The organism is Mesorhizobium sp. B2-4-7 (genome assembly GCF_006442685.1).
GTDB lineage: Bacteria > Pseudomonadota > Alphaproteobacteria > Rhizobiales > Rhizobiaceae > Mesorhizobium.
Map to the genome: position 1 here is coordinate 222,532 of NZ_VFVH01000008.1, position 20,400 is coordinate 242,931.

Annotated in this window: 19 protein-coding genes; 14 read left to right on the forward strand and 5 right to left on the reverse strand. The window is 63.5% G+C overall.

The window, feature by feature from the left end; genetic code table 11:
- Positions 1-22: 22 nt before the first annotated feature.
- Positions 23-985 carry a hypothetical protein gene (locus tag FJ946_RS21565; RefSeq protein ID WP_140517047.1) on the reverse strand — a complete coding sequence of 321 codons (963 nt, stop codon included), beginning with the start codon at positions 983-985 and terminating at the stop codon, positions 23-25.
- Positions 986-1,139: 154 nt separating this feature from the next.
- Here FJ946_RS21565 and FJ946_RS21570 point away from each other — a divergent pair, with 154 nt between their 5' ends.
- From FJ946_RS21570 to FJ946_RS21580, 3 genes are all read left to right on the forward strand, one after another.
- Entirely contained in the window at positions 1,140-1,724 is a 585-nt protein-coding gene (locus tag FJ946_RS21570; RefSeq protein ID WP_140564054.1) for a nitroreductase, read from the forward strand.
- A complete protein-coding gene (locus tag FJ946_RS21575) occupies positions 1,725-2,333 on the forward strand; it encodes a flavin reductase family protein (protein ID WP_140564053.1) in 609 nt (202 codons plus the stop codon).
- Positions 2,334-2,535: 202 nt separating this feature from the next.
- Positions 2,536-3,210 (forward strand): isoprenylcysteine carboxylmethyltransferase family protein, encoded by a 675-nt coding sequence (locus tag FJ946_RS21580; protein WP_140564052.1) that lies wholly within the window; start codon positions 2,536-2,538, stop codon positions 3,208-3,210.
- Positions 3,211-3,213: 3 nt separating this feature from the next.
- On the opposite strand, the gene FJ946_RS21585 is transcribed toward FJ946_RS21580, so the two are convergent.
- The gene (locus tag FJ946_RS21585; protein WP_140517045.1) at positions 3,214-4,095 is read right to left on the reverse strand and encodes a CoA ester lyase; all 882 of its coding nucleotides are present in this window, start codon (positions 4,093-4,095) and stop codon (positions 3,214-3,216) included.
- On the reverse strand, positions 4,095-4,547 hold the full coding sequence (locus tag FJ946_RS21590; protein ID WP_140495838.1) for a MaoC family dehydratase: 453 nt from the start codon (positions 4,545-4,547) through the stop codon (positions 4,095-4,097). The genes FJ946_RS21585 and FJ946_RS21590 overlap by 1 nt, the downstream gene beginning before the upstream one ends.
- 151 nt (positions 4,548-4,698) lie before the next feature.
- Here FJ946_RS21590 and FJ946_RS21595 point away from each other — a divergent pair, with 151 nt between their 5' ends.
- A complete protein-coding gene (locus tag FJ946_RS21595) occupies positions 4,699-5,823 on the forward strand; it encodes a DUF2336 domain-containing protein (protein WP_140520995.1) in 1,125 nt (374 codons plus the stop codon).
- A 1-nt stretch (position 5,824) separates the two neighbouring features.
- Here the strand turns inward: FJ946_RS21595 and FJ946_RS21600 are convergent, their stop codons facing one another.
- Both FJ946_RS21600 and parE read right to left on the reverse strand, forming a co-directional pair.
- Positions 5,825-7,891, reverse strand: coding sequence for an FUSC family protein (locus FJ946_RS21600; protein ID WP_140564051.1), 2,067 nt, complete (start codon positions 7,889-7,891; stop codon positions 5,825-5,827).
- A 38-nt stretch (positions 7,892-7,929) separates the two neighbouring features.
- Complete coding sequence (gene parE, locus FJ946_RS21605) at positions 7,930-9,990, reverse strand: DNA topoisomerase IV subunit B (protein ID WP_140495843.1); 2,061 nt, start codon at positions 9,988-9,990, stop codon at positions 7,930-7,932.
- A 235-nt stretch (positions 9,991-10,225) separates the two neighbouring features.
- On the opposite strand from parE, the gene cpaB reads away from it, so the two are divergent.
- The 10 genes from cpaB (at position 10,226) to FJ946_RS21655 (ending at position 20,393) form a co-directional block, all read left to right on the forward strand.
- On the forward strand, positions 10,226-11,152 hold the full coding sequence (cpaB, locus tag FJ946_RS21610) for a Flp pilus assembly protein CpaB (protein ID WP_246673039.1): 927 nt from the start codon (positions 10,226-10,228) through the stop codon (positions 11,150-11,152).
- 116 nt (positions 11,153-11,268) lie between these two features.
- Positions 11,269-12,654, forward strand: coding sequence for a type II and III secretion system protein family protein (locus tag FJ946_RS21615; protein WP_181167643.1), 1,386 nt, complete (start codon positions 11,269-11,271; stop codon positions 12,652-12,654).
- 4 nt (positions 12,655-12,658) lie between these two features.
- Complete coding sequence (locus FJ946_RS21620) at positions 12,659-12,928, forward strand: hypothetical protein (RefSeq protein WP_140555357.1); 270 nt, start codon at positions 12,659-12,661, stop codon at positions 12,926-12,928.
- A 24-nt stretch (positions 12,929-12,952) separates the two neighbouring features.
- Complete coding sequence (locus FJ946_RS21625; RefSeq protein ID WP_140564049.1) at positions 12,953-14,167, forward strand: response regulator; 1,215 nt, start codon at positions 12,953-12,955, stop codon at positions 14,165-14,167.
- A complete protein-coding gene (locus tag FJ946_RS21630) occupies positions 14,164-15,585 on the forward strand; it encodes a CpaF family protein (protein WP_140564048.1) in 1,422 nt (473 codons plus the stop codon). Before FJ946_RS21625 ends, FJ946_RS21630 begins: the two co-directional genes overlap by 4 nt.
- Positions 15,586-15,589: 4 nt before the next feature.
- A complete protein-coding gene (locus tag FJ946_RS21635) occupies positions 15,590-16,555 on the forward strand; it encodes a type II secretion system F family protein (protein ID WP_140495848.1) in 966 nt (321 codons plus the stop codon).
- A gap of 1 nt (position 16,556) precedes the next feature.
- Positions 16,557-17,519, forward strand: coding sequence for a type II secretion system F family protein (locus FJ946_RS21640; RefSeq protein ID WP_140564047.1), 963 nt, complete (start codon positions 16,557-16,559; stop codon positions 17,517-17,519).
- A 72-nt stretch (positions 17,520-17,591) separates the two neighbouring features.
- Complete coding sequence (locus FJ946_RS21645; RefSeq protein ID WP_246673040.1) at positions 17,592-18,410, forward strand: hypothetical protein; 819 nt, start codon at positions 17,592-17,594, stop codon at positions 18,408-18,410.
- 161 nt (positions 18,411-18,571) lie between these two features.
- Positions 18,572-19,042, forward strand: coding sequence for a tetratricopeptide repeat protein (locus tag FJ946_RS21650; protein ID WP_140564046.1), 471 nt, complete (start codon positions 18,572-18,574; stop codon positions 19,040-19,042).
- A gap of 175 nt (positions 19,043-19,217) precedes the next feature.
- Positions 19,218-20,393, forward strand: a complete 1,176-nt coding sequence (locus tag FJ946_RS21655; RefSeq protein ID WP_140564045.1) for a diguanylate cyclase — start codon at positions 19,218-19,220, stop codon at positions 20,391-20,393.
- Positions 20,394-20,400: the final 7 nt, after the last annotated feature.

Genomic DNA, 20,400 nt, shown 5'->3' on the forward strand with positions numbered 1-20,400 from the left:
GCTCGAGGCTTTCCGGAATTGACTAATCCGCGCCTTCTTCCGGATCCATCGCGGCTGCTTCCGTCGCGAGAACCTCGATTTCCTGGTTCTGTCCGGCCACGACAGTGAAATCCTTCTGGTAGATCCGGTCGCGGTTCTTGGCGATGATCGTGTAGTCGCCTTCGGCCAGCACCATGGAGGCGAAGGCGCCGACGGTTTCCTTGATCGGATCGCCGGATTCGTTGAGCAGCGACCACGACGTGTCGGCGATCGCTTCGCCGCCCGCTTCACGCACCAGCTTCAAGGTAATCTCGGCGGCGTGATGCTCGACGGTGGCTTCGGTCAGCTTGCCGGCCTCGACGCGGATGTCGGAGCGGATGACGGCATTGACCGCGCCATAGGTCGAGACCACGTGGTAGATGCCGGCATTGAGACGCACGACGCTGTTGGGCTCGACGTCGGGAATGATCAGCGCGCGATCGCCATTGGGTTCGGCATTGCCCTCATAGATCGAAAAGCGCAACTTCTTTGGCGGGATGCGCGCCCCTCCGGAAAGGACGGCGTCGAGCTTCAGGCCGCCGGCATCGAGCACGAGGCTCTCGCGTTTGGCGTCCTTGCCGACAGTGATGCGCTTGGTGGCACCGGCCCGGCCGTAGGAAGCGTGAACCAGATAGCTGCCGGGTTCGAGCTGGAAGACCGCCGTGCCGCCATGGGCGGAAGCCACCATCGGCAATTTGCCGTTGACGGCCTCCGGCTTGAAGACGCGCCAGACGATACCGCGAGTGATATCGCCTCCCTTGTCGGTCAATTGCGCGGACAAGGTGATGGCGCCGCCGCCACCAAGCGCCAGCGATGTCTCGCCTTTCGGCGTCGCGTAGCTCGAAATTCCGGGAAGCTTCAGGTCGCTGACGCCATCCACGTTCTGTGCCACGGCAACGGAAACCGGCGCCATGAGCAGCAGGGTGCAGACCCAGATCAGGAAAAGACGCAAAGCCCCCTCAAACATGCCTTGCGTTGAAGCCCATGGCGGTGGCAATTTCAAGGCTTAAGAGTCCGACGGATACGACTCTCCAGCCTGGCGCGCCCGCGTCGATGCCCGAGCCGCCCCGCATTCCCATGGCGCGCTTCAGCTCAAAATCGAATTTAGGAGACTTGCGCCCATGGCGTCCCCGATCATCGACTTCCTGCTGACCCGCAATTCAGCGCCGATACCGGACTTGAAGGAGCCTGCGCCCGGCGACGCCGAGATCGCCACGATGATTACTGCGGCCACGCGCGTGCCCGATCATGGTCGGCTCGAGCCCTGGCGCTTCATTCTTTATCGCGGTGATGCCCGCATCGAGATCGGCAGGAAGCTGGCGGCCCTTGCCGAACAGCGGGAGGGACCTTTACCGGATGGCCGCCGCAACCAGGAGCTGGCGCGCTTCTCGCGCGCGCCGCTGGTGATCGGCGTCGTGTCGGTGCCGAAGGAAAATCCAAAAATCCCGCAATGGGAGATGTTCCTGTCCGGCGGCATGGCGGCGATGAACCTGATGATTGCCGCCAACGCACTGGGCTATGGCACCAACATGATCAGCAACTGGTATTCAGACGTGCCGGAGGGCAGGGCGATCCTGGGACTGGCGCCGCAAGAGCGCGTCATCGGCTTCGTCCATATCGGCTCCTATGGCGGCCCGGCGCCGGAGCGGCCGCGCCCCGATCCGGCAAAGCTTTATGCGGACTATGCCGGGCCCTGGGCGGGCTAAGTGTTCTACGAGCCGTCAAAGGGGCACGGACTGCCGCACGATCCGTCGAAGGCGATCGTGGCGCCGCGCCCGATCGGCTGGATCTCGACCCTGAACGGGGCCGGCGAGATCAACCTCGCGCCCTATTCCTTCTTCAATGCCGTTTCGACAAGGCCCTTCATCGTCTGGTTTTCCTCCGAGGGCGAGAAGGACAGCGCCTCCTTCGCCCAGGAGACCGGCGAGTTCGTCGCCAATCTGGTCGGCCGCGATCTGGCCGAGAAGATGAACCGGACGTCGGTCGACGCGCCGCGCGGCGTCAACGAGTTCGTCTATGCCGATCTCGCCATGACGCCGTCGCGTCTTGTCGCGCCGCCGCGCGTGGCGGCCGCACCCGCCGCACTCGAATGCAAGGTGACCGAAGTGTTCCGGCCAAAGGCCCTGGACGGAACGCCGACCAGCGCCGTCGTCGTGGCCGGCGAAGTGATCGGCGTGCATATTGACGATGCCTACCTGAAAGACGGCCTGTTCGATATCAGCAAGGCCGGCAATGTCGCTCGCCTCGGCTACATGGATTATGCCAGCGTCAACGAAGTGTTTTCGATGCGCCGGCCGCGTTGGGGCAAGGATTAGCCCGCAAGGGGCGCCCAGTCACTGTGCTTTCCTGACGGCGAGCCGTCATCACGACGCGCCCTGAGCTTGATGACGCGGCATGACGAAACCTTCTGCACACCAGGACCGTTTCGTCCAGGCGCGGGATGGGCGATAGTCCGCTGAGGGTCGGCGGTAGTCTGTTGCTGGTAATGCCGACGGCAAATATCATGGAAGGTTGATCATGGTCTCGAGATTGATCCTCCAGACGTTCGTGTGGTTCGGCGCCATGGGCGCGCTGCTTTTCCTGACAGCGGGTACGCTGACCTGGCCGGGAGCCTGGGTATATCTGGCGGTGATGATCGGGCTGAGCCTGACCCTTGGCGTGACGCTGGCCCGGCGCGATCCCGGGCTGATGAACGAACGGCTGAGCTCTCCCATCCAGAAGGACCAGACCGCGGCCGACAAGGTTCTGTTGAGCATACTCCTGCTCGGCATATTTGCCTGGCTGACCTTCATGGGTTTCGACTACCGCTTCGGCTGGTCCGTCGTTCCGGTCTGGGTACAGGTGATCGGTGCGCTGGTTCTGCTGGTCGGACTATGGATCAGCTATCTGACGATGCTGGAGAACAGCTTCGCGGCGCCCGTCGTGAAGATCCAGGCCGAGCGCGGACAGCAAGTGATCACAACGGGTCCCTATAGCTATGTGCGCCATCCCATGTATGCCGGCGCCATCCTCTTCTTTGCCGGCACGGCTCTCCTGCTCGGCTCCTGGTGGGGGCTGGCACTGGTCGTCGTGTTCATCGTTCTCTTGGCCATCCGCACATTCATCGAGGAAAAAACGCTTCGCACCGGCCTGCGCGGCTATGACGACTATGCGGCCCATGTCCGCTACCGCCTGATCCCGTTGGTCTGGTAGCGGTCAGGCGGAGATTCCGGCTGCCCGGGCGCGTGCCAGAAGCCGCTCGGCCAGCCGCAGATGCGGCCGGTCATACATCTTGCCGTCGATGCCGACGACGCCGGGATTTCCCGCCGCCTGGAATGCCGCGACAATTGCCGCCGACTGTTGCACCGCTTCCACCGAGGGCGTGAAGGCGGCGTTTATGACCGGCACCTGATCAGGGTGGATCGCCATCTTGCCGGTGAAGCCGTCACGTTCGGCCTCCCTGCATTCGGCCTCGAAGGCCGCCATATCGCGGAAATTCGGGAAGACGGTGTCGATCGCCGCGACTTTCGCCGCGCCGGCGGCGAGAATGGTCATGGCGCGAGCGAAGCGGAATATTTCGGTGTAACGGCCATGTTGGTCGCGGGTGGTGCGCGCTCCGATCGCCGCCGACAGGTCTTCCGCGCCCCAGGTCAGCCCGGCAAGTCGCGCGCTTGCCCCGGCGTAGCTCGCCGCCGCCAGCACGGCCGCCGGTGTTTCGGTAATGATCGGCAGGATTTTTGTCGCGCCGTCGGCCAAGCCGTTCTCCGCTTCGCGCAGCCTGAGCTTTGCCGAGAGGTGCTGGACATCCTGGCCGCCAGCCGATTTGGGCAGCATGACGCCGTCGGGTTTTGCCGGGATAAGCGCCGCAAGATCGTCGTCCGTCAATCCCGTCGAAAGGTCGTTGACCCTGACGTAGATTGCCGACCTTGTTTTCGCCCTGTGGCTGGCGATGAAGCGCGCCGCAGTCATTCGCGCCGATGCCTTGTTTTGGGGCGCCACCGAATCCTCGAGGTCGACAATGACCACGTCTGCGCCGGCGCCAAAGCCCTTCTCCAGCTTCCTCTCGGAATCGCCGGGAACGAACAGCAGCGAACGCATCAGGCTACCTTCTTCAGCATCATGGCCTGTCTCGTGCATTTGGCGACGAGGTCGCCGTTCTGGTTATAGGCCCGATGTTCGAACTCGACGATGCCGCGATCGGGCTTCGACCTGGATTCGCGCACCGAGACGACAGTGGTCTCGACGCGGATGGTGTCGCCATGGAAGACCGGATGCGGAAACACCGTTTCCTTCATGCCGAGATTGGCGACCGTCGTACCGACGGTGATGTCGTTAACCGAAATGCCGATCATCAGGCCGAGCGTGAACAGCGAGTTGACCAGCGGCTTGCCCCATTCGCTCCTGGCGGCGAAATCGAAGTCGATATGCAGCGGCTGCGGGTTCAGCGTCATCACCGAGAACAGCATGTTGTCGCTTTCGGTGACAGTCTTGCGCAGCGTGTGCTGGAAGACATGGCCGACGACGAACTCCTCGAGATAAAGCCCAGCCATTTCATTCTCCTCCGCTGCTGGACGGTTGATAGGCGCTGCATCCAGCGCTCGCAAGCCAGTTAACGAACATGGTGAACGCTTCATAAACCAATTCGGCCTAACGTCCGGCACGGGGTCGGAAACCTTCCGGCAAGGGGCGTAAGCAGGCGGTATGGTTGTTGTCTCGCATTTCCTGAAATGGATCTACACGGCCAGGGTGTCGGAGCGCGCCGCGGCGGCAAGCGCGCTCGCCCGCGCCTATGTCGACGCGGAATTGCCGTTCGAGGATCGCTGCGCCGCCGAGGCGGCGCTGACCTTGCTGCTCGACGACGCATCGTCGAAGGTACGGCTGGCGATGGCCGAGGCGCTGTCCATGAGCCATCACGCACCGCCCCAGATCATCAGCGCGCTTGCTTCCGACCAGCCGGAAGTCGCCGGCGTCGTGCTGACGCGATCGCCACTGCTTACCGACGCAGACCTGATCGATCGCGTGGCTTCAGGTCCGAAGGCGACGCAAAAACTGATCGCCGATCGGCCATTGGTCTCGATGGCGCTGTCGGCGGCTATCGCAGAGATCGGCGAGGCGGAGGCCTGCGCCGTGCTTTTGGCCAACAGCGGGGCCGATGTCGCTTCGTTGAGTTTTCGCCGCATGGCCGAGCGCCACGGCCATCTGCCGCTGGTGCGCGAGGCGCTTATATCGGATTCACGCCTGCCCGCCGACTGCCGGCACATGCTGCTCGTTAAGCTCGGTGAGATGCTCAAGACCTCGCCGCTGGTCATGGCCTTGATGGGAGCCGCCCGGGCCGACCGCGTCATGCGCGACGCCTGCGTTAAGGCCTGCGTGACGCTGATCGAGAGCACGCGCCAGGAAGAGCATGCAGCACTGATCGAGCATCTCAGGCTACGCGGCGATCTCACCGCGAGCTTCCTCATCCGCACCATCGCGCATGGCAAGGTCGACTTCTTCGGCTCGGCGCTGGTCGCGCTCAGCCAGCAGTCCGCCCAAAGAGTGAGGGCGCTGCTGGCCGGCGGACACGACGTGGCCTTGCAGGCGCTGTTCCGCAGTGCCGGCCTGGCTGCCGCCACGCACGCGGTCATCTTGCGCGCGCTGAAAATCTGGCGAGAGGTCGCCAACGGCAAGCGCGTCGCCGGCGTGCAGGAAGTCAGCTGGCTGATGCTGAAGGAATTGGGCGGACAGTCCGCGGAAGGCGATCTCGCCGCGCTGATCAAGTCGATCCATCTCGCTGCGTTGCGTGAAAATGCGCGCGGCCATGCGCTGGCGATCGCAGCCGCTTAACTTAGCCTTTATCCCTGGCAAAAAAATCCGGAAAATCCTCCATCGCCGCCGCGACAATCCGTAGTGACGCCGCAATCTGGAGCATTTCACCAGTGGCGTTTCGCTGGGCGATGCCGGCGGCATACTGCCGGGCGACGGCAATGGTGGATGTCTGCGGATCGCCCGGGGCGCGGAAGAGCAGTTCGCGTGCCAGTCCACGCAGGAAGTTGGCGATCGAAAGCGTCGTCTCGGCCGGAACGGCGTGCGCCTGCTGTGCGCCACGCAGCCGCAGGACCTCCAGACCGACGGTGACGGCGGCGACACTGCCGCCCAGAACCGCTTCACCCTTCCTGCCGCTGGTCTGCACCAGCGGCATCAATTGGTTGATGCGGTCATAGGCGAGGCTCTCGAAGGCCGAACGCCTCGGCACGCGCTCGTGCAGGCAAAGCCGCGCCAGATCCTCGCGCATGGCCCGCACGATGCGGTGCGCCGCGAGCCATGGGTCGGCGGGCAGCACGATGATGAAGACGCCGATTGCCAAAAGGATGCCGACCAGGATCGAGGCCGAGCCGGCGAAGAACGGGCCCGGGTCGTAGGTCATCGCCTGGTGCGGGCTGAGGAAAGCAAGAAAATTGATGGCGAAGGCCGTCGCCACGCCGACATAGCGGGGATTGGCCATGGCGAGCGCCGCCGGCACCAGGATCGGTACGACGAACAGCATGAACCAGCCGAAACCAGGAAAAACGGGAAGCGCGATCTGGCCGACGAGAAAGGCAAAGGGCAGAGCCAACAGCGTTCCCTGGAAGAACCCCCAGGCTACCCGCACCGGATCGGGGCGGGCGGCAAACAAGCTCGACACGACGGCAACCAGAATGACCGTGCCGGCGGCTTCCGACCATCTCGTCGTCAGCCAGAAAGCGGCGACCAGCAGCGTTGCAAGCGCGGCGCGGACCGCGTTGCGGCTCGCCCCGTGATAATCGCGATGTACCACCAGCGCCGGGGGCCTGCGTTCGCGTGAAGGCCGCGCGACGGGCGCACGCAAGGCATCGAGGCCGCGCAGCGCCTGTTTCAGCGCTTCGGCAAAATCGGCGGCGATGGTGAGCCGGGTGACGGTGCCGACCCTGTCGTCGTCCTGGTCAGCCAAGGCCTCGGGCATTTGCGTCGCTTTGGCGCCGATCGCGTCGAGCCGTGCCAGCCAGGGCGCCGTGTCGTCGAGCGCGCCCGGCGTCGCCGCCATTTCAGTGACGAGGGCTTGCAGCTCCGAGCGCACCGGAATGAGCGCCGCGTTCTTCGGTGCGGCGTGTGAATGCAGCGCGCGGGCCGCGGACAGGGCTGAAAGCAGTTGTCCGATGGTGCGCCGGACCGGATGGGCGCGCGGCGCGAAGCTCGGGGCCTCCAGCCTGGCATAGGCGCGCATCTCGGCGAGCGTCTGGGTGTCAGCGACCAGCTTCCGGTGCAGGCCGGAAAGCATTGCCGTGTCGCCACCGGAAAAGGCGCCGCCGGCATAGGTGGCAAGGTCGAGAATGCTGCGCTTCAGCCGCGAGATGATGGCCTCGCTGGCCAATTTGGGCAGGATCAGCCGACTGGTCAGGCCGGCGCAGACAATGCCGAGTACGATCTCGGCACAGCGCGCGACCGCGAGGTCGACGACGAGATGCGGCTGGCCAAACGCCGGCAAGCCGATGATCATCGCGGTGTAGCCGGCCAGCGCCGCTCCGTAAGCTTCCGGGTTGCGCAGCAGCGACGACACGAAGGTGCAAATGCCGATCCATAGGGCAAGCACCGTCACCAGCACCCAAGGATTCGTGCCGAAGACAGTGGTGATGGCAATTGCGGCAACACCGCCCGCCAGCGTGCCGAGCAACCGATAAAAGCCTTTCGCCAACACCATGCCGGCGACCGGCTGGGCAACGATGAACACCGTCATCATCGCCCATTGCGGGTGATCGAGCTTGAGGGCGTAGGCGGCCATAAGCGCGATCAGGCCGGCCGAGACCGTGCGCAAGGCGAAGATCCAGTCCGACCGGGTCGGCTGTGTCAGCCCGGCAAGACCCGCTTCGAAATAGCCTTTCAGCCGTTGCCAGCTCACACGCGCGTCTCCGCAAGCCTTGATCGACCGGCCTGCGCTCAGATATCCAGCACTTCCGTTTCCGCGAATTCGGCGCGTTCCTGGATGAACCGGAAACGAGCCTCCGGCTTGGTGCCCATCAGCGCATCGACCGCGTCCTTGGTGGCGGCCTCGGCATCGATCACATCGACGCGGAGCAGCGTACGCTTCCTCGGATCCATGGTTGTCTCCTTGAGCTGCGCGGCCATCATTTCGCCCAGGCCCTTGAAGCGACCGATCTCGACCTTGCCGCGCCCGGTGAACTCGGTGCGCAGCAATTCGTCCTTGTGCGCGTCGTCACGCGCATAGGCGACCTTGCCGCCCTGCCGGATCGAATAGAGCGGCGGCACCGCCAGGTAGAGATGTCCGCCGCGAACCAGGTTCGGCATCTCCTGGTAGAAGAAGGTGATCAGCAGCGAGGCGATGTGAGCGCCGTCGACGTCGGCGTCGGTCATGATGATGACGCGGTCGTAGCGAAGATCCTCGTCGCGGTATTTCGACCGCGTGCCGCAACCAAGCGCCTGGATCAGATCGGAAATCTGCTGGTTGGCGGCCAGCTTGTCGTTGCCGGCGCTGGCGACGTTGAGAATCTTGCCGCGCAGCGGCAGCACCGCCTGGCTGGCGCGGTCACGAGCCTGCTTGGCCGAGCCGCCGGCCGAATCGCCTTCGACGATGAAGAGTTCGGCGCCGGCGGCCGCATTCTGCGTGCAGTCGGCAAGCTTGCCCGGCAGGCGCAGCTTGCGCACCGCGCTCTTGCGCGACACTTCCTTTTCCTGGCGTCGTCGTACCCGCTCGTCGGCGCGTGCGATCACCCATTCGAGCAGCTTCGAGGCTTCCTGCGGATTGTCGGCCAGCCAATGGTCGAACGGGTCGCGGATCGCGGTCTCGACGATGCGGATCGCCTCGATCGTCGCCAGCCTGTCCTTGGTCTGGCCGACGAACTCAGGCTCGCGGATGAACACCGACAGCATGCCCGCCGCCGAGATCATGACATCCTCCGACGTGACGATCGAGGCGCGCTTGTTGCCGACGAGGTCGGCATAGGCGCGCAGGCCGCGCGTCAAGACGTTGCGGAAGCCGGCCTCGTGGGTGCCGCCTTCGCCGGTCGGGATGGTGTTGCAGTAGGAGTTGATGAAGCCGTCGCCGCCGAACCAGGTCACCGCCCATTCCAGCGAGCCATGGCCGCCTTGCCTGTCGCTCTTGCCGGCGAAGATTTCGCGCGTTACCTGGAATTCGTCGCCGAGCGACGCTTTCAGATAGTCCTTGAGGCCGCCGGGAAAATGGAATTCGGCCTTGGCCGGAGTGGTGTCCTTTTCCTTGATCAGCGAAGGATCGCAGGTCCATCGGATTTCGACGCCGCCGAACAGATAGGCCTTCGAGCGTGTCATGCGGTAGAGCCGCGCTGGCTCGAACGCGGCACCCTTGCCGAAAATCTGCTCGTCGGGATGGAAGCGGGTCCTGGTGCCGCGCCGGTTGTGAACTTCGCCAAGGTGCTCGAGGCCGCTGACCGGGATGCCGCGCGAGAAGCGCTGCCGGTAAAGTTGCCGTCCGCGCGCGACTTCGACTTCGAGATGATCCGACAGTGCGTTGACCACGGAGACGCCGACGCCGTGCAGGCCGCCCGAGGTTTCATAGACCTTGCTATCGAACTTGCCGCCCGAATGCAGTGTCGTCATGATCACTTCGAGCGCCGGCTTCTTGAACTTCGGATGCGGATCGACGGGAATGCCGCGGCCATTGTCGGTGACGGTGAGAAAGCCGTCAGCCGAAAGCTCGACATCGATGAATGTGGCATGGCCGGCAACCGCCTCGTCCATCGAGTTGTCGATAACCTCGGCGAACAGATGGTGCATGGCCTTGTCGTCGGTGCCGCCAATATACATGCCCGGACGGCGCCGCACCGGCTCCAGGCCTTCGAGTACCTCGATATCGGCGGCGCTGTAGCCCTCTGAGCCGTCACGAGACGCGGCCGCCGGACGCTTGGCTGCCGCCTGCACCAGCGGATCGGCCGGACGCGCCGGTGTGCGAACCGGTTGCGGCTGCTTCTCCAGATTGCCGAAAAGATCGTTGTTGTCGTCCATGCCTGCCATAGAGCCCAAGCTGCGAATCACCCGCCGATACTGCCACGCTTTTCAGCGCCAAGCGACGGAGGTTCCTGTTACGTTCGGGGATTAACCCCCTCTTATCCTAAAACCATTCGATAACCAAGCCGGCGGAAATCGGGCGGATAGCCAGCGAGAAGATTCCTGATTCTTTAACAATGCCGCCTAGCGTGAGCCAACATAACAAGAAACTACGGGCATCAGGGGTTTGGGCGTGAGGGGCAAGGCCATAACGATGATCGGCATCGCCGCCGTTTTCGGCGCGATTTCGATCTTTGCCGCCGATTTCTGGGTCAAGCGCCAGGCCAGGGCCGACGCCGAGGAGAAAACCGCGTCGATCACCGCTCCGGCCGCACCCAGGGTTGAATTCAAGACAATCGTGGTGGCGAATGCACCGTTGCGGTACGGCATGGATCTCGACCGCACGAAACTCAACGAAATCCCCTGGCCGCAGGATTCGCTGCCGCAGGGCGCCTTCGCCACCATCGATGGACTGCTTGGGGACGGCAGCCGCGTGGTGCTGTCGCCGATCGAGGTCAATGAACCGGTGCTGCTTACCAAGCTATCCGGCCCGAATGGCCGCGCCACGCTCTCCAACATGCTGACGCCCGGCATGCGGGCCGTCACCATCCGCACCGACGAGATCGCGGGCGTCGGCGGCTTCGTCACGCCGGGCGACCGGGTGGATGTCGTGCTGACGCGCGATGCCGGTGAAATCCAGGAAGTGGCCAAGAATGCGCAAGGCGCCGCCGGCTCGACCATCACCTCCGAGATCGTCGTTGCCGACGCGAAGGTGCTGAGCGTCGGGCAGGGCGCCGACGAGCGCCAAACAACCCCGCAGGTGGCCAATTCCATAACCATCGAGGTGACCACCGAAGGCGCGCAGAAAGTGGCGCTGGCCCGCACTGTCGGCACGCTGTCGCTGTCGCTTCGCTCCGCCAGCGAGGGCGGCGACGGCAAGGACGGTGTCACCACCATCTCCTCCTTTGGCGGATCGGTGGCGGGCAAGGCGCAGGCCGCGGCCGGCTCGCTGTTCGACGCCATGGCAAAGGAGCCTGAGAAGCCGAAATTCAAGACGATCATCGTGACGCGTGGAACGACGGCCGAGGAATATCAGGTTCCTGCGCGGGACCAGAAATAGGAATATCAGGTTCCTGAGTGGAACCAGAGCAGGACCGGTGGGGACCGGACGGGACGGGAACAATGTTCAGGCAACTTCAATATCGAATGACAGGCCGGTTGCACGTCGCGCAGGCGATGGCGATGGCGGTGACGATGGCGGCGGCCGGCATCCTCGCCGGCCCGGCCAGGGCGGACAACGACATCGTCTATGTCTCGGCGACCAAGAACGCCTCGATCAAGGTCGCCAAGGGCAAGCCAAAGACGATCATGACGAGCGCGGCCTTCTACCAGATCGTCATCGGCGATCCGGAGATCGCCAACGTCAACCCGCTGACCGACAAATCCTTCTATGTGCTGGGCAATAATCTCGGCACCACCGGCATTGCCCTGTTCGACGAGAACAAGCAGCTCGTCGGCACCGTAGACATCGAAGTGACGCTCGATACCGACCAGTTGGCCGACACGATCCGCGCCAGCGTGCCCGACGCCAAGATCAAGGTCGGCTCCGCCAATGGCCGTGTCGTGCTGTCGGGCGAGGCGGATGACGCGGTCGCCGCCGAAAAGGCCAACAAGATCGCCACCCGCTTCTCCGGCAATGAGGAGGTGATCAATTCGGTCAACATCTCGTCCTCGCAGCAGGTCCAGCTCAATGTCCGCTTCGTCGAGATCAACCGTCAGGCCGGACAGGATCTCGGCGCCAAATACAGCGCCAATTTCGCTTATGGCATGGGCGGACGCGACGTTACGATTGCTCCCGGCACCATTGAGCCGGCGGGGACCGGCGAGATCATCGGCAAGCTGCTGTCGAACGGCGTTTCCATCGACATCGCCATCAAGGCACTGGAAGAGCGCGGCCTGGCTCGTCGGCTGGCCGAGCCGAACCTGATCGCCCGGTCCGGCGAGACGGCGAGCTTCCTGGCCGGCGGCGAGTTTCCGATCCCGGTTTCCGAAGACAACGGCAAGATTTCCGTCAGCTACAAGAAGTACGGCGTCAGCCTGGATTTTACGCCCACCGTTCTGAAGGACGGGCTGGTCAGCCTCGACATCGCGCCGGAAGTCTCCTCGATCGACGCGTCGGCTTCCTACAATATCGGCAGCATCTCGGTGCCCGGCTTCATCGTGCGCCGCGCCAGGACGTCGGTCGACCTGAAGAACGGCCAGAGCTTCATGATCGCGGGGCTGCTGCAGTCGCAGAACGACATCACCACCTCGCGCATACCGGGCCTCGGCAAGATGCCTGTGCTCGGGGCCCTGTTCTCGTCGAAATCCTACCAGCGGCGCGAGACGGACCTGGTGATCATCGTCACGCCTTACCTGGTCAAGCCGGTGGATCCATCGAAGAAAATGGCCGAGCCGACCGATGGCACGCAGCCTGCCAGCAATGTCGACTATTTTCTCAACAACACCGAGGAGGTGAGGGCGTCGGATACCAATCGCGCGCTGGCGCTGGCTGACGGCAGCGCCGCGCGTGCCGCGCCCGCCACCAAAGTCGGGCATTTCCTCGACCTGCCGAAGGACTGAAGCCATGCGTCTGGTCTTGAGCTCGAGCGTCGCCTTGCTGCTTGCCGGCTTCACCGCCGGCTGCACGAGTGACGACTATGTGCGCAGCGAAGGCGTGACGAGCGGCGCCGGGGATGCCCAGGCCGCCAACACCGTCATGCAGATGGTTGATCCCTGGAAATACGGCGTCCAGAACACCAGGCTTCTCGTGCCTGCCCAGCGCGGCAGCACGGAACCCGCCACCGCCGAGCAGGCGGCCAGCGCCAAGGCATCGCAAGCCAGCGCCGACAATTGATCCGAGATCACAGGCTGACAAGTAATGGCAAACGGCATCAAGATCAGGAAAATCCTGCTCATATCGACGGACAGAACCTTCGCGCAGGACACCCGGACGGCGTTTGCCGCCTCGGAGATCATCCAGCTCTCGACGGTGGAAAAGAACATCACCGAACTTCGCGGCGAGGTCCAGGAGGCCGATCTCGGGGCGATCATCGTCGATATGGACGCAGCGAAGCTTGAGGAGATCGATGCGCTGCAACGCGTCATGCGCCGGCTGGAAGGCAAGGCGCCGGTCGTGGTCGTCACCCAGGAGTTCAACGCCGCCGCCGCGCGCATCCTCGTGCAGCTCAAGGTCGCGGATTTCCTGGTCAAGCCGATCACCACGGCCGATCTCGTGCGTTCGGTGGTGCGTGCGCTGCAAGGGCCGGGGCGCGAGGAAAACACCGAGTCGCAGATCTATACCTTCATGCCCGCGGCAGGCGGCGTCGGCACCACGACGCTGGCTTTGCAGACCGCGTTCCAACTGCATCATTCAGTGACGCGCGGCGCCTCGACCTGCGTGGTGGACCTCAATTTCCAGCAGGGCGCCTGCGCCGAATATCTCGACCTGGAGCCACGTTTCGACATCACCGAAATCGAGAACCAGCCGGAGCGTCTCGACAGGCAATTGCTCGACGTGATGCTGTCGAAGCATGCCAGCGGACTTTGTGTTCTGGCCGCACCGACGCAGCCGGCGGAGATGCGCTCGTTCAAGACCGACGTCGTGGTGCGGATGCTGGACCTCGTCTCGGCCTATTTCGACAATGTCGTCATCGACATGCCGCGCACCTGGTTTCCGTGGACGGAGACGGTGCTGCTCGGCTCCAACAAGCTCTACATCGTCGCCGAAATGACGGTACCGTGCCTGCGCCACACGCAACGCCTGATCCAGGCGGTCTACGAGACCGCCGGCAAGGAAGTGAAGCCGAACGTCATCGTCAACCGTTTCGAGCAGAAGATGTTTGACAGCGGCATCAAGCAGGCGGACGTCCAGGAAGTCCTCGGCGAGCATTTCGTCGGCGGCATCGCCAACAATTACCGGCTGGTGCGCGAGGCTGTCGATCGCGGCGTGCCGCTGCACGAGATCGATGCCAATGCCAACGTCGTCAACGACCTCAAGAGGATCATCCTTCCGGAGGAAGTGGCGGCGGCGCCGGGCAAATCGAAATCGCTGTTCGGCTTCGGCAAGAGCCTTTTGAAGAGGAAGGCCGGATGAGCAGCCGCTTTTCCACCTTGCAGAACCGCGATGCGCGTCCGCAGCGCTCCGCCGAGCCGACGGCGGTTGCGCACCACGCGGTCGTCATCCCGACGAGCCGGAAGGTCTTGCCGGCGAAAGTCGAAGCCGTGCCGGGCAAGAGCGCCAACAAGGTGCTCGATGCGCGCGTGCGCATCCACCGGTTGCTGCTCGAGGAGATCAATCTTGTCGCGCTGGAGCGGCTGCCCAGGGACGAGATGCGCCGGCAGGTGCATGATTTCGTGTCGGAAAAGACGCGCGAAGAGCGGATGGCGATCAACACCGTCGAACTCGATGCCCTGGTCGACGACATCGTCGACGAGATGGTCGGGCTCGGCCCGCTCGAGCCGCTGCTCAAGGACCCCGATATCAACGATATCCTGATCAACGGCCATCAGAACTGCTTCGTCGAAAAGAAGGGCAAGCTGCAGCAGGTCCACATCCCGTTCAAGGATGAGGCGCATCTGCTTAGAATCATAAACAAAATCGTTGCCGCGGTCGGCCGCCGCGTCGACGAATCGCAGCCGATGGTCGACGCCCGCATGCTGGATGGCTCGCGTTTCAACGCCGCCATCCGCCCGGTGGCGGTCGACGGGCCGCTGGTGTCGATCCGCAAATTTTCCAAGAACAAGCTCGGCCTGCACCGGCTGGTCGAATTCGGCGCCATCACCCAGAACATGGCCGAAGTGCTTGCTGCGGCAGTACATGCCCGCAAGACGACGATCATTTCGGGCGGCACCGGCACCGGCAAGACGACCATGCTCAACGCGCTGTCGGCCTTCATTCCCGAGGACGAGCGGCTGATCACCATCGAGGACGCGGCGGAGCTTCAGTTGCAGCAGCCGCATGTCGCGCGCATGGAAACCCGGCCGGCCAACATCGAAGGCCATGGCGAGCTCAAGCAGCGCGATCTCGTCAAGAACGCGCTGCGCATGCGGCCCGATCGCGTCATCCTCGGCGAGTGCCGCGGCGAGGAGGCCTTCGATATGCTTCAGGCCATGAACACCGGCCACGAAGGATCGATGGCCACCATTCACGCCAACACGCCGCGCGATGCCATTTCGCGGCTCGAGCAGATGCTGGGCATGACCGGCATGCCGATGACGGTGCAGTCGATCCGCAGCCAGATCGCCAGCGCCATCGACATCATCGTCCAGTTGACCCGGCTCTCCGACGGCAAGCGCAAGGTGACGAGCGTCGCCGAGGTGACGGGCATGGAAGGCGACGTCATCCAGATGCAGGAGATCTTCCGCTTCGTGCGCACCGGCATGGACGCCGATGGCACGATCCTCGGCCATTTCGAAGCGACCGGGATCCGGCCGCGCTTCCTGGAGGACCTGCGCGCCATGGGCATCGAGTTTCCCGGGCGCTATTTCGAACCCGGCCGGCCGCAGGAGTAACCAGGTGTTGGATGGGTTCAGCGCGATCTATGTCGTCTATGCCGGGGCTGCATTGACCGGCATCATGATCGCCGAGGCCGTTTACCTGCTCTATGCCGGCCGCAGCGACAGGCGCACCGCCATCAACCGGCGCATGAAGCTGCAGGAAAACAGGATCAGCCAGGAACAGGTGCTGATCCAATTGCGCAAGGAGCGCGGTCTCGATGCGGGCACGTCGCTGTTCTCGCCTGACCGTTTTCGCGCCCTGCGCGCCCAGTCGGGCATGATCATGCCGCTGTCGAAGTTCCTGATGATCACTTCGGGGATGGCGCTGGCTGCGGCCCTTGCCGCCATCTGGTATGGCTTGCCGCTGCTGATGGGCGCCATTCTGTTTGTCGTCGTGGTGCCGGTGCTGCCGGTGATGGCGATGCGCTCCATGCGCAAGCGCAGGCTGAAGCGGTTCGGCATGCAGTTGCCGGAAGCGCTGGAACTGATTACGCGCGGCCTCAAGGCCGGCCATCCGGTACCGGTGGCCATCGCCATGGTGTCGCGCGAAATGCCCGACCCGATCGGCACCGAGTTCGGCGTGATTGCCGATGAGGTGACCTTTGGTTCGGATCTGGTTTCGGCGCTGAATTCGCTGTTCGACAGGGTCGGCCATGAGGATCTGCCGCTGTTCGTCACCGCCGTGTCGATCCAGACGAGTTCTGGCGGCAATCTGCGCGAAATCCTCGACGGACTGTCGACGACGATCCGCGAACGCGGCAAGCTGCGCCGCAAGGTGCGCGCCATTTCAACCGAAGGCCGTCTGTCGGCCTATATCCTGACGGCCGTGCCGGCGCTGCTGTTCACGACCATCATGGCATTCATGCCTGGATATTACAGCGACGTCTGGGGCGTGCCGAAGACATGGTACATGGTTGGTGGCTCGGTCACCTGGCTGATGCTGGGCAATCTGATCATGTTCAAAATGTCGAACTTCAAATTCTGACATGCAGAAGGTCGTTGAATTCCTCGCCTCGCTCGCGCCGACCTCGCTGATGCCGGTGGCTGTCCTGCTGCTGGCCGTGGGCGCTGCCGCTTTTGCCTGGCCGATGGTGGTGGCAAAGGGCGATCGCAACGAAGTCAGGCGCAGACTCAAGGTCGACGACGGTCCGGTGGCCGCCAGGCCGGAACCGGTCCAGAAGAAGAATACCGGCGTCGTTCGCGAGAAGGCGGTGAAGAAGGCGCAGGAATTCTACGCCAAGAGCGATCCCGAAAACGTCGCCCGCCTGCGCTTGAAACTCATCCAGGCGGGCTACATGGAGCCGCGCGCCGTCGGCATGTTCTTTCTCATCCGTTTCACGGCGATGGTGGGCATCGCGCTCGCCGTCTTCGTGCTCAACCGCTGGATGGCCAGCCCCGACGCCACGATGACCAGCCGCTGGGCCTTCGTCGTGCTGTCGGGCGTGGCCGGCTATTTCCTGCCAGGGCTGGTGCTGACCCAGAAGATACGGGAAAAGATGCGCGAATACCGCAACGGTTTCCCCGATTTCATGGACCTGATGATCGTCTGTTCGGATGCCGGCATGAGCATGGAAGCGGGCGTCGAGCGCGTCTCGAAGGAACTCGCAAAGACCTACCCGTCGCTCAGCCAGAACCTGCAGCTCGTGTCGCTGGAGCTGCGGGCCGGCCGCAGCCTCGACGATGCACTGAAGGCGCTCGCCGATCGCCTGAGCCTGGACGAGGTGCGCTCCTTCGCCACGCTGCTGCAACAGTCCAAGGAGCTTGGCACCAGCCTGTCGGGGGCGCTGCGCGTCTTTTCCGACGAGATGCGCCACAAGCGCATGTCGCTGGCCGAGGAAAAGGCGCATGCCTTGCCGGCCAAGATGTCGGTGCCGGTCGTGGTTTGCATCCTGCCGGTGGTGCTGATGATCGCGGTCATTCCGATCATCGTCAAAATGACCGGCCACTAGGATTTGCTGATATTCAGTGAGGCCGGCCTGAGCGACCTGCGAAGTCCGCAAATGAGTGAGAAGTCCATGCGAATGCTGTTGCTCGTCCTCGGCCTTGCCGCGGCCAGTCTGTCGCCCGCCTGGGCTGCGGCCGATGATTGCGGCGATGCCGCTGCCCTGGTGCAGCAGGCCTATCCCAACGCCCGCAAAAGCGCTGACGGTGCCTCGTTCACGCTCGAACCCTACACCAGCATCGCCCTGACGTCTGCATTTGGCGACCCGCCGGGGCTGGTCTGCAAGATATGGCCCGCCCATGACGACCTGCTGTTGGTCGCGGTGCCGCTGATGGACAGCTCGCAACCCAGCGACTACGCGCATGCCGGCGATATCGAGCTTCTGGTCATCGACAGGAAGAGCCGGCAGGTGCGCCAGCGCCTGCTGCAGCCCGGGCTGATGAATGATGATGCCATCGCCATCCGCAAGGTCGAACTCGATACCGGCCGGTATGCGCTGGCGCCCGATGTCTCCGCCTTCGGCCTGCGCATCGAAATGGCGAACAATTCGCTGCCTAACCCTTTCAGTGAAACCGACCTGCGGCTCTATGCCATCGACAACGATGCCCTGCGGATGGTTCTCGATGACCTGGTCGTGGCCGGCAATGGCGGCGAGGGCGATACCAATTGCGCCGGATTCTTCCATACCAGTCAGGTGAGCCTGGCGATGAGCCCGGCCAAACATCATGGCTATCACGACATGGTGGTGGTCGAACGGATGGACACCGACAATCCGTTGCCCGACAACAATGGCGAGTGCCAGTCCCACCCCGGCAAGTCCGTGAGCCAAACCTACCGGCTGCGCTATGACGGCAGCCGGTATACGGTTCCGGCGGGGCTCAAGGCCCTGGAACCGTGAGAACGCCGCTGGCCGTGATCGAGGCGTTGCGGCCTGGTGGTTAATAGCTGGTGTACCCAAGGCCTAATTTTGGCGGCGTTTCGGCACCTAAGTTTAATTGCTTCGGTATAGTGTGTTTCCTGAAGAACGACCCGGCAAAAACCGGGCGATGGGGCAGGGGCATGCGTCACAGTAATTTAACGGCAATGGCCGCGATGGCGGCCGTCTTGATGATGTCTGGTTGTACGACGAGTGGCGTCGACACCACCAAAACCACCGCCATTCAACCGGCCGCGAAGGACGTCGGCACATCCGATCTGGCGGAAGGCAAGGCGCAGTTTCGCGACGCGAATTACGGCCTTGCCGAACAGCGTTTCCGCAAGGCCGTCGAGTTGAAGGCCGACAATGCGGAAGCCTGGATGGGCCTTGCCGCTTCCTATGACGAACTCGGCCGCTTCGACTTCGCCGATCGTGCCTACGACCAGTTGCTCAAGGTCGCCGGGCGCAAGCCGCAGATCGTCAACAATATGGGCTATTCGCAATTGCTGCGCGGCAACAGGAAAAAGGCAAGGGCGCTGCTGCTCGAAGCCAAGGCCGGCATGGCCGACCCCACGGTCGTCGATGCCAATCTTGCCCTCCTGAACAAGGGCTGACGGCTGTCTGGCGGCCATGATCGTCGCGAGGCCGATTTTGGGACACTCGGCGTCGACGCTTTGTAAACTCTATCCGAAGGTCTCAGCCGAAAGATCAGTTGAAAATCATGTCTGATGGCTGTCGCTGACCTAGAATGCAGCGGTAAGGCCGACGCTCAGGGAACCCCCGCCCAATATGCTGGATTTCAGTTCGCTCCTGCTCGCAGCCGCGCTGTCGGGCATCTGCCTCAGCATCACCATGTTCGCGATCTGGTTCGCCGCGCCCCGGGCCAGCTTCGTGCTGACGGTGGGGTGCGGCATTCTCGTGCTCGTTGTGCATGTCATCCTGTTCTGGCGATACACGAAGGAGCCTGATCCGCTGCTTTGCCAGGTCGCGCTTGCGTTGCTCAGCCTCGGTTTCCTGGTCATCTGCCTGTCGGCCATGCAGTATCTCGGCGTGCCGGATTACCGGCGTGCCATTTTGCCGACATTGGCCGCCATGACGATCTGCGCGGCGGTGACTTCCCTCGGTCTCGACGGGATAGGCTTCATCGTTACCTATGTAACGGTGACTGTGCTGCTCTCGGCGATCGGAACCATGTTCTGGCTCAACGGCAGTCATGATCGCAAAATCCTGCTGGTGGTTTCGTTCCTAGGCGGCACCTGTGCGGTGTCGTTTGCACTTTGCGCGGTCGTCCTGGTGGCCAAGGGGCAATGGACGCTCGGGGCAGCCCCCGATAACTGGGCCGAACGCCTGAATTCGGTCGTGGCCGTGGCCTGCATGACCGGTCTCGGCGCATTGACGCTTTCCCTGCATCACCTGCAGGCGCAGATCGAGCTGAAGGCCGAGACGATGACCGATCCGTTGACCGGGCTGATGAACCGCCGGGGATTGATGTCGCTCCATGGCGAACGGGCCTTCGGTCCGTTCATGGCGGTCGTCATGTTCGACCTCGATCATTTCAAGAAGACGAACGACATCTATGGTCACCCGGTGGGGGATCAGGTTCTGTGCCGGTTCGCCGCAGTCATCAGAAAATACGCCAGAACGGGCGTCGACGCCTTTCGCCTCGGCGGCGAGGAGTTCGCGATCGTCATGTCCCGGGTGACCGAAGAGAGGGCTTACGAGCTCGCAAGCAAGATCGGCGTCGCCTTCGGCACCGAGATCGTTGCGACCTCCCACGGTCCCTTGCGCAGCACTGTCAGCGGAGGCATCGGCTTTGGCGGCGCCAACGGCAACAGCCTCGGCGAGGTGCTGGCCGAGGCGGACGCAGCGCTCTATGCCGCCAAGCGCGCGGGCCGCAATTGCGTCGTCAGCCACAAAAGGATGGGCAAGGCCGAGCCGATCAAGCCGGCCTTGCGCTCAGCATAGTTTGCGA